The 9,416-nt window shown below is 45.6% G+C and carries 8 protein-coding genes and 8 tRNA genes; all 16 read right to left on the reverse strand.

Annotated elements, in window-relative coordinates; translation table 11 throughout:
* Positions 1 to 89: 89 nt before the first annotated feature.
* A complete protein-coding gene (gene hisG / locus G3352_RS17725) occupies positions 90 to 749 on the reverse strand; it encodes an ATP phosphoribosyltransferase (RefSeq protein WP_163758405.1) in 660 nt (219 codons plus the stop codon).
* 1 nt (position 750) lies between these two features.
* Positions 751 to 1,944, reverse strand: coding sequence for an ATP phosphoribosyltransferase regulatory subunit (locus tag G3352_RS17730; RefSeq protein ID WP_163758407.1), 1,194 nt, complete (start codon positions 1,942 to 1,944; stop codon positions 751 to 753).
* Positions 1,945 to 2,429: 485 nt separating this feature from the next.
* Positions 2,430 to 2,951, reverse strand: a complete 522-nt coding sequence (locus G3352_RS17735; RefSeq protein ID WP_163758409.1) for an acyltransferase — start codon at positions 2,949 to 2,951, stop codon at positions 2,430 to 2,432.
* Positions 2,948 to 3,598: a pyrophosphatase PpaX gene (gene ppaX / locus G3352_RS17740; RefSeq protein WP_163758411.1), complete on the reverse strand. Its 651-nt coding sequence runs from the start codon at positions 3,596 to 3,598 to the stop codon at positions 2,948 to 2,950. Before ppaX ends, G3352_RS17735 begins: the two co-directional genes overlap by 4 nt.
* A 6-nt stretch (positions 3,599 to 3,604) precedes the next feature.
* Positions 3,605 to 4,642, reverse strand: coding sequence for a prolipoprotein diacylglyceryl transferase (gene lgt, locus G3352_RS17745; RefSeq protein ID WP_163758413.1), 1,038 nt, complete (start codon positions 4,640 to 4,642; stop codon positions 3,605 to 3,607).
* A gap of 126 nt (positions 4,643 to 4,768) precedes the next feature.
* Positions 4,769 to 5,707 carry an HPr(Ser) kinase/phosphatase gene (gene hprK / locus G3352_RS17750; RefSeq protein WP_113054202.1) on the reverse strand — a complete coding sequence of 313 codons (939 nt, stop codon included), beginning with the start codon at positions 5,705 to 5,707 and terminating at the stop codon, positions 4,769 to 4,771.
* A gap of 288 nt (positions 5,708 to 5,995) precedes the next feature.
* A complete protein-coding gene (locus tag G3352_RS17755) occupies positions 5,996 to 7,120 on the reverse strand; it encodes an ABC transporter ATP-binding protein (protein WP_076292011.1) in 1,125 nt (374 codons plus the stop codon).
* 103 nt (positions 7,121 to 7,223) lie between these two features.
* Entirely contained in the window at positions 7,224 to 8,420 is a 1,197-nt protein-coding gene (locus G3352_RS17760; protein WP_240343127.1) for a PucR family transcriptional regulator, read from the reverse strand.
* 164 nt (positions 8,421 to 8,584) lie between these two features.
* A tRNA-Lys gene (locus tag G3352_RS17765) sits at positions 8,585 to 8,657 on the reverse strand.
* Between the two features lie 7 nt (positions 8,658 to 8,664).
* Positions 8,665 to 8,750, reverse strand: a tRNA-Tyr gene (locus G3352_RS17770).
* 9 nt (positions 8,751 to 8,759) lie between these two features.
* Positions 8,760 to 8,835, reverse strand: a tRNA-Phe gene (locus tag G3352_RS17775).
* A 20-nt stretch (positions 8,836 to 8,855) separates the two neighbouring features.
* Positions 8,856 to 8,933: transfer RNA gene (locus G3352_RS17780), tRNA-Asp, on the reverse strand.
* Between the two features lie 9 nt (positions 8,934 to 8,942).
* Positions 8,943 to 9,018 (reverse strand) — tRNA-Thr (locus G3352_RS17785).
* Positions 9,019 to 9,023: 5 nt separating this feature from the next.
* Positions 9,024 to 9,099 (reverse strand) — tRNA-Val (locus G3352_RS17790).
* Between the two features lie 9 nt (positions 9,100 to 9,108).
* Positions 9,109 to 9,185: transfer RNA gene (locus G3352_RS17795), tRNA-Met, on the reverse strand.
* A gap of 47 nt (positions 9,186 to 9,232) precedes the next feature.
* A tRNA-Ser gene (locus G3352_RS17800) sits at positions 9,233 to 9,324 on the reverse strand.
* Positions 9,325 to 9,416 lie beyond the last annotated feature (92 nt).

Below are 9,416 nucleotides of genomic sequence, written 5' to 3' on the forward strand. Positions count from 1 at the left end.
CCTGTAGTGCCTGTGATGCGTCTAATACCCGTTTATGCTATATAATCAATCATCGATTAGTTACTTCTGTTCCATCTTACATGCTTGATTTATCCTCGAAAAATTTCCGCCGACACCTCATTCGAGGCTGGAATGACCTGTTGGAGAGCATCGCATAATGCCTGAATTCGTGCGTTCTTCATCCGATAGCTGACCCGATTGGCAATAAGGCGGCTTGTGATATCCAGAATACCCGTCATCTCAACGAGTCCGTTCTCACGTAACGTCTGTCCCGTCTCTACCAGATCGACGATTCGGTCAGCCAGCCCGATCAACGGCGCAAGTTCGATCGAACCGTTCAGTTTGATAACTTCCACCTGCTGCCCTTGCTCGCGGAAATATTGGGAGGCAATCCTCGGGTACTTTGTTGCCACTCGCTGCTGAATGCCAGGTGTCCAGTCCGGTAGTCCAATAACAGACATGCGGCACTGTGCGATTCCCAGGTTCAACAATTCGTACACGTCCCGATTTTCCTCAAGCAGAACGTCTTTACCCACAATCCCTATATCCGCTACTCCATACTCCACATACGTTGGCACGTCTACGGGCTTCGCCATGATGAACTCCATCCCCGCTTCCGGCACTTCGATGACCAGCTTGCGCGTATCGTCCACGTCTACCGGAATATCAAGCCCTGCTTCACGGAACAGTTTGGAGGCTTTCTTATAGATTCGGCCCTTCGGCATAGCTACCTTCAAAATATCCGACATCTTAGCGTCCCCCTCCATTTTCAGATCCGTACGTGATAACCTGCTCAGCCTGGATTGACTTGATGCCTGTTAGAGCCTCTGCCCCATCTTTAGGAAGGAGGTATGTTACTACATTCTGACCGATGCTGCGTAGTCTCGCAGCCTCTGTTAGAGCCTCAGCCCGGCGTTCCGAAGTATATTGAATAAGTACAGGCTTCTTCTCTTCCATCGTAATTCCATGAACACCATCGATAATCCGGTTTGTTTTGAGTGCAAACCCTGTAGCTGGTAATGAACGGCCAAACTGCTGTAATAGATTATCATATCGTCCGCCACTGCATACTGGGGAACCGAGCTCTGCCGCATACCCTTCAAACGTCATGCCTGTATAATAGGAGAAATCACCAATCATCGTCAGATCAATCAACACATGCTCAGACACACCGTACGCTTCCAACACTTCGAATACAGCACACAGATGCGCAATGGACTGTGCTGCTTCAGTACTTGAACTCAGCTCTGTTGCGTGTGTACATACTTCTTTACCGCCACGCAGTCGTAAAATGGCTTCAAGCTGCTCCTTCAGTTTCGGTTCCAGATTCAATGCTTCTATGGATTGGCGATAGCCGACATAATCACGTCCCAGCAATCCTTCTTTCAACTGCTCCTGTTGTACCGTTTGACCCGGAATGACTTCTTCCAGTAACCCGTTCAGAAATCCCATATGACCCATCGCAATTTTAAAGGAAGATACACCCGCTGCCTGCAAAGAAGCGATCGCAAGTGCTACAACTTCTGCATCTGCCTCTGGCGAATCATCACCGACAAGCTCTACACCCGTTTGGAAAAATTCCGCCTCACGCCCTGCTTCCTCTTCAATGGAACGAAACACATTCGCATGATAGGACAAACGCAGAGGAAGCTCCTCATCCTTCAATAGAGAAGAGACCACCCGTGCAATCGGAGCCGTCAGATCTGATCTTAGTACGAGCGTAGTCCCGCGACTGTTCAATAATTTAAACAACTTGCGATCCGATGTAGAACTCGCTACACCTACGGTATCGTAGTATTCAATCGTTGGCGTAATGATTTGACGGTAACCCCAGCGTTCCATGCATTCCAGTACATTCCGCTCAATGGTTCGCAGCTTGGTCACCACATGTGGTGTATAGTCACGAAAACCTGTCGGTTTTTCAAAGCCTTTTGGTTTGGACATTGGTATTATTCACCCCGAGTCAGTAATTTAAGATTGGTAGACGTTCTATTTCAACAGGATTTATGTAGTGTAAATCCCCATTCTATCTTGTAACCTGAATTTTTATTGTTGCTGCCAGGCAGCCTTCAGAAAACGTTTAGTACGTGTTCATTTATGCTTAATTATACTTACTTCCATCTTATTTCTTTAACATGGTAAAGTGCTAACAAACTAAAGGATATGGGATATGATAACATGAATGACTATCCATCGTCAACAATACAGCCCCTTTGGGGTGCTTGTACTATATCCTCCATTTTGATCCCATGGCTGAACATGAGTCTAACTATTTGTATACGAAAAAAGCTGCCCTCAGCAGCTTCCTTATTTCAGTCCGTTCGACTTATTGCTCTTCCCCTGACTGAACCAATTCAGGTTAATTTTCGTCCGTGTATTCTTTGTGATGATCTTTTGCAGATATATCCGTAGGCCGTCTCCCAAAATCATTACTCATCAGCCTTTATGACAATCTCCTCCGCTGATGCATTCGAGCGAGACAGATCACGAAGTGGATTCCCTCCAACAAAAGCTCCCGGAGCTACATCCTTATGAACAACAGCTCCAGCAGCTACAACCGCACCGTCTCCGATGGTCACACCTGGCAGGATGGTTGAATTTGCACCGATCAGTACATTTTCCCCGATAATCACCTCACCGAGTCTGTACTCTTTAATAAGATACTCGTGAGCCAGGATCGTGGTATTGTAGCCAATCACGGAATTTTCGCCTACCGTAATTTTCTCCGGAAAGAAAACATCAACCATCACCATCAACCCAAAAGCCGTATGTTTACCCACCTTCATGCCAAGCATGCGACGATAGATCCAGTTCTTGACCGATAGAATCGGGCAGTACCGTGACAACTGAATCCAGATAAAGTTACGCACGCCTTTCCACGGACTCACTGTCTTATAGATATGCCAAAGTGCGTTATGGCCTTCTAAGGGATAGCGGGTTACTTTTCTCATGAACGTTCCGTTTCAATCAGCTTAAGCAAGTCCTTCATGTCGTGCAAAATGTAATCCGGGTTATAGCCGCTCAATACGGCCTCTCCCTTAAGGGACCAGGCTACGCCTGCCGAAAGCGCACCCGCGTTCTGTGCCGATTGAATATCGACTGGGCTGTCACCCACCATCAATGTTTTGGAAGGATCTGCACCCAACTCTTCGATCGCCTTTAGGACCGGTTCAGCATGCGGTTTGGGATTGGTTACATCCGTAACTGTCACAATCGATTTCATATACTTCAACAGGTCGAAACGCTCCAGCACCTTAAGAGTAGATGGACGAATCTTCGTTGTGACAACACCCATCACGATTCCTGCCTCATGAAGAGCTTCAACGACCTCAATTACGTGAGGAAACGGCTGAACCATCGCCTCATGATGAACGTCGTTGTACGCCCGATATCCTTTCACATACTCCGCAACATCCTCTTTCCCAGAGAACGTACGCATCTGATTTTCCAGCGTTCCTCCCATATGAGGAATGATCTGTTCGCGTGTCCAAGGGGTGGATAACTTCAAATCCTCCATTACATGAAGGAAAGAGTTGATAATTAGCTCATTCGTATCAATAATCGTTCCATCCAGATCAAACAAAACCGTGTCAATCATGTTGCATTACTCCTTTTTTTCTTCAGCTTGCTTCAGATCCTCATTGGTCGAGACCGGAGTTACCTTGTCCTCTTTGCCTGCAACCGGACCTGTTTGCACCATATCATCCGATGATTCTGAAGGAACTTTGGAAGATACAATTGGATCGCTATACCTTACATCTGCCTTGCCTGTCATTCTTCTCACAACGATGAAGACTATCGCAACAATAATAATGCCAATAGCCAGCAACTGCGAAATTCTTACGTTACCATAGGCTGGGTCAAGATATCCTTGCTCGAATCCCATAGCTGTCATCGGTGACCATAACCCATTAACCATGGAGGCAACCCATTGCGGAGCCTGGAATCCCAGACTGTCGGTACGAAGCGCTTCGATAAAGAAACGACCGATCGAGTACCAGATAAAATAGGACATAAACAGCTCACCAGCACGCAGAAACTTCTGACGACGAAGCACCAGCAAGATGACCAGACCAACAAGACTCCACATCGATTCATACAAAAATGCAGGATGATGGAATACACCTTCCACGTTCATCTGATTAACGATAAAGTCTGGCAAATGAAGCTTGTCTCTCAAAAATGATTCTTCTACTGGACCACCATAAGCCTCTTGGTTTACAAAGTTACCCCAACGTCCGATCATTTGTCCAACAATCAGTCCAGGTGCACAGATGTCGGCCATACGCCAGAAGTTATACCCTTTACGACGGAAGAAAATGACTGCACATATGATCGCACCAATCAGTGCGCCATATATCGCGATTCCACCATTCCATATTTTAAAGACATCCCAGAAATTATCCTTATAATCGTCCCATCGAAATGCCACGTAGTATATGCGGGCACCGATAATGGCAGAAGGCACACCAAGCAGGACCATGTCCATAAACACTTCCTGCGGAATGTTATACCGTTTGCCTTCCCGGATGACGAGCAGCAAACCTACAAGTGCCGCTGTACCGAGAATAAGCCCGTACCAGTGAACCTTTAACGCTCCGATGGAGAACGCAATGGGGTTCAACAGTAATAATGTATCCATTCATTCACACTCCTATAAATTGACTCATTCACAAACATGACCAACTGCTGCATGTCTCCAACACGCTATACAGGAGTAGAATACAGCAACAATTGGCCTTTAATTATATAATAGAGCCTTCTCTTCTTAGTCCATGTCTTCCATGTCTTCCGAAATCGTTGCTGTCAGCTTGTTCGTAAATTGCAACGCAGCGTTAAGTCCCATTTGCTTAAGACGATAGTTCATCGCCGCAACTTCAATAATTACAGCCAAGTTCCGTCCCGGACGAACAGGAATGGTTACCAGAGGTACATCTGTATCGATGATACGTGTTGTCTCCTCATCCAGACCGAGGCGATCATACTGCTTATCCTGCTGCCAAGCCTCTAGACGCACTACCAGGGTAATCCGTTTATTATTACGCACAGCCCCTGCACCAAATAATGTCATCACATTGATAATCCCGACTCCCCGAATCTCAAGTAGGTGACGGATGAGCTCTGGTGCTGTTCCGTGCAGCTGGAAGTCTGATGTTTGCCGGATTTCAACTGCATCATCCGCAATCAAACGGTGTCCACGCTTCACCAATTCAAGTGCCGTTTCACTCTTACCAATACCACTACTGCCCGTAATTAGCATACCGACTCCATTCACATCACACAGTACGCCATGAATCGTTGCCGTTGGCGCAAGCTTACGCTCCAGGAATCCGGTAATACGGCTCGATAAAATGGTTGTAGCCATGTTGCTGCGAAGCACGGCCAGATTCTGCTCCTCACTGATTTCGATTAGTTCCTGTGGTACTTCCAGTCCACGAGTCACCAAGATACAAGGTGTTTCTTCCGTGCATAGGCGCTGCATCCGATCACGCCGCTCTGCCTCAGGCAACATGGAAAAAAAGGCCAGCTCTGTTCTCCCAAGCAGCTGTACCCGTTCTTGTGGATGGTATTCAAAATAACCGGCCATTTCGAGGCCAGGACGGTTTAAGTCGTCTACAGTAATGACTCTCTTCAAACCTTGAGATCCGGAAACGACCTCAAGCTGGAACTGCTGTACCAATTCAGATACTTTCACTTTTTTCGCCATTTGTCTCTTCCTTTCAGCATTCGCTGCCTCTCTATGTACATCAGCATTTTTGCGTCAATTCCATTCCATTATTAGCGCATTCATTTTGTTTGTTTCAGGTTACAGATTTTACAAAACAAAACCAGCCTTCAAATAATCTTAAATGAATTCAGTGTTGAATGCAATCGTGAACCATGGCCGCCCATTAATCAAAAAAGCCCCTTCCAGCAATAACGGAAGGGGCTCAGATTACAATGTATAATTGCGTTAACTGATAGATTCCATCGTTACCGATGAATCTCAGTACTATTAGTCTTGAAGAAGAACGTTTGCTTCAGTCTCTTTGTCAAAGATATGAACTTTGTTCATGTCAATTGCCATTTTAACTGTGGAACCATCACGAGTGTTAGAACGTCCGTCTACACGTGCGATTGTAGTGTCGTTACCTACACCGCTCAAGTAGAGGAGCATTTCGTGACCCAAGTTCTCTGTTACGTCTACGTGTGTAGAGAATACAGAGTTCGGGGAGGCTTCCAGGAATACTGGCTCTTCGTGAATGTCTTCTGGACGAACACCCAGAATGACTTCTTTACCAATGTATCCTCTTGATTTCAGCACTTGTGCTTTACCTTGTGGGATTTCAACGTCCACACCAGGAGCTACGAAATGCAGGCTAGCACCCTGCTCAGCCAATTTACCCGAGATAAAGTTCATTGTCGGGGAACCGATGAAACCAGCTACGAACAGGTTAGCAGGGTGGTTGTAAAGCTCTTCCGGAGAAGCTGCTTGTTGGATGATACCATCCTTCATAACAACGATCCGATCACCCATTGTCATTGCTTCGATTTGGTCATGCGTTACGTAGATAACGGTTGTTTCCAAACGTTTCGCAAGTTTAGTGATCTCAGCACGCATTTGACCACGCAGTTTGGCATCCAAGTTGGAGAGAGGCTCATCCATCAAGAATACTTGTGGATCACGGACGATCGCACGTCCCAGAGCGACACGCTGACGTTGACCACCGGACAATGCCTTAGGTTTACGCTCAAGCAAATGCTCGATATCCAGAATTTTAGCTGCTTCACGTACACGTTTGTCGATCTCATCTTTTTTCACTTTACGCAATTTCAGACCAAACGCCATGTTTTGGTATACGCTCATATGCGGATACAAGGCATAGGATTGGAATACCATCGCGATATCGCGGTCTTTAGGAGCAACGTCATTAACGACACGGTCACCGATATAGAGTTTACCTTCAGAAATTTCCTCAAGGCCTGCGATCATACGCAGTGTTGTTGATTTACCACAACCGGACGGACCTACCAGTACCAGAAACTCTTTATCTTTAATGTCCAGGTTAATATCAACTACTGTTGCTTTATCAGAACCCGGGTATTTTTTGAAAATATGCTCTAAACGTACACCAGCCATGATTGTTGCCTCCTCAGAGATCATTTTGTAATCGAATACATTTTGTAGTTTTATATTAACCCATTTGCATGATGTTTGACTATTCGCAAACTGCACAAAAATATCAAAGCTTTTTCGTCACTTTGTACATAAGCAATAAAAGTCGCACCAGAACAGCACTTTCGAAGTTTCTGACATCATATCCGATCTCCTGTTTGATCTTATCCAAACGATATACCAAAGTATTTCGATGAATAAAGAGTCGCTTAGCCGTCTCACTCACATTACAATCGAGATTGAAGAAGGTCTCCAACGTAGCCAGTGTTTCACTATCACTAAATAACACAGTACCTTTGCCCGTTTCCTGTATAAAACGAAGACGTTGTTGCACTGGAATGCTATCTACCAAACGTTCGAGTTGCAGATCCCAAGGGAGATGGATGTGTTGTGCGACATGGAAAGCCCTGCCCAAGTGTACACTCTCTTGAAGAAGTGAAGTGACAGGAGATAGCTGCTTTGCAGGGATACATGGTAAGGATGCAGACAAATGAAAGACACCTGCCCATTCACTGGCTACCAATTCATAGAGCCCCAGACAAAAGGCATTCAGTAAATCCTTTCTGGCTTCTATAGTATCCTCTTCAGCTTCGCCAGTGACAATCTGTTCATCACCTAGAAACACCCACTCCTGTGCTCCTACAGGAATCAGTATAATCTCTTCACCGAAATAACTTTCGAGCAACTTATTCAATTCCTTCGAACGTATGCGATGAGCATCAGGTGTCTCACATTGAAGTAGAAATGGGATTTTCTCTGTATTCAATTCTCCATCCAGTGAAAAACGATCTGGAATAGGCTCCTGCTGGACCTTTTGCTCCATCTGCTTCCGAAGCCATTGTCCCAATTCAGCAAGCTGTTGTTCCCTATCATTTTCATATATCACAGGCTGTTCTTCATCTAACGATTCCTTATGACTACTAATGAGAAGTTCAATTAAACGCTGAACTTCCAGCGTAACGGCATCAACAGAACATGCCCAATATAGAACAGTACCTTCTTCCTCGTTCATCCCGACTTTAAAATATATAAGGTCTTGTGTACGCCAACTTCTTACATCCTTAGCCAAACCAACCATCATCTCATCATCACGTATGGAACCTTCGGCCTCTTTTGTAAGAGTATTATGAGCCACTGGAACAGTTCTACGATAAGCTGAGCTTAATCCATATTGATTCCATTCTTCTATAGTTATCACGGATTCGTCCAATGTAGTACCTATAATTGCTTCGATTTGTTGTTTTAGATCAGGTATGAGCTTCATATAATGAACGCCACCACTCTGCTTTTTTCTATTATTTTATCATATCTTGCGAAGCATCGCCTTTTTCAGTCTTTATTAGAGTTTCCACATTATTAATTTATTTTTTCTATAACAAAAAAGAGCGATTAATCAAATTAATGATCAATCACTCTTTTTTTAAAAGATGAGTCATGAAGGGCTCGAACCTTCGACACCCTGATTAAAAGTCAGGTGCTCTACCAACTGAGCTAATGACTCGAAAAACTGGTGGAGGATGATGGATTCGAACCACCGAACCCGTACGGGAGCAGATTTACAGTCTGATGCGTTTGGCCACTTCGCTAATCCTCCAGGATTACATGGTGGCTCGGGACGGAATCGAACCGCCGACACGAGGATTTTCAGTCCTCTGCTCTACCGACTGAGCTACCGAGCCTTATTAAATTTTTAGATTAATGGCGGAACCGACGGGATTCGAACCCGCGATCTCCTGCGTGACAGGCAGGCATGTTAGGCCAACTACACCACGGTTCCAGGCATTAATGGTGCCGGCGAGAGGACTTGAACCCCCAACCTACTGATTACAAGTCAGTTGCTCTACCAGTTGAGCTACACCGGCATATATGGTGGAGGCTGAGGGGATCGAACCCCCGACCCTCTGCTTGTAAGGCAGATGCTCTCCCAGCTGAGCTAAGCCTCCTGGGTAATATGGTAGCGGCGGAGGGGATCGAACCCCCGACCTCACGGGTATGAACCGTACGCTCTAGCCAGCTGAGCTACACCGCCATATTAATAATATTGATCTTGATTGCTTGTCCATCTTAAGGTAAAGATGGCGGAGAGAGAGGGATTCGAACCCTCGCACCGCTTACGCAGTCTAACCCCTTAGCAGAGGGTCCCCTTATAGCCACTTGGGTATCTCTCCAAATAGACAATCATGAACAATGCTTACAAGGATTGCTCCCTGAAAACTAGATCCGAAACGAAGTTTGCGATTTACAACTTGCATATTGGATA

This window comes from Paenibacillus sp. ALJ109b, assembly GCF_010747435.1.
GTDB classification, from domain to species: domain Bacteria; phylum Bacillota; class Bacilli; order Paenibacillales; family Paenibacillaceae; genus Paenibacillus; species Paenibacillus taichungensis.

Excerpts from the sequence above, each read along its gene's own strand:
- G3352_RS17735 (WP_163758409.1), bottom strand. The coding sequence starts at position 2,951 with ATGAGAAAAGTAACCCGCTATCCCTTAGAAGGCCATAACGCACTTTGG.
- hisG (WP_163758405.1), bottom strand. The coding sequence starts at position 749 with ATGTCGGATATTTTGAAGGTAGCTATGCCGAAGGGCCGAATCTATAAG.
- hprK (WP_113054202.1), bottom strand. The coding sequence starts at position 5,707 with ATGGCGAAAAAAGTGAAAGTATCTGAATTGGTACAGCAGTTCCAGCTT.
- G3352_RS17755 (WP_076292011.1), bottom strand. The coding sequence starts at position 7,120 with ATGGCTGGTGTACGTTTAGAGCATATTTTCAAAAAATACCCGGGTTCT.
- G3352_RS17730 (WP_163758407.1), bottom strand. The coding sequence starts at position 1,944 with ATGTCCAAACCAAAAGGCTTTGAAAAACCGACAGGTTTTCGTGACTAT.
- lgt (WP_163758413.1), bottom strand. The coding sequence starts at position 4,642 with ATGGATACATTATTACTGTTGAACCCCATTGCGTTCTCCATCGGAGCG.
- G3352_RS17760 (WP_240343127.1), bottom strand. The coding sequence starts at position 8,420 with ATGAAGCTCATACCTGATCTAAAACAACAAATCGAAGCAATTATAGGT.
- ppaX (WP_163758411.1), bottom strand. The coding sequence starts at position 3,598 with ATGATTGACACGGTTTTGTTTGATCTGGATGGAACGATTATTGATACG.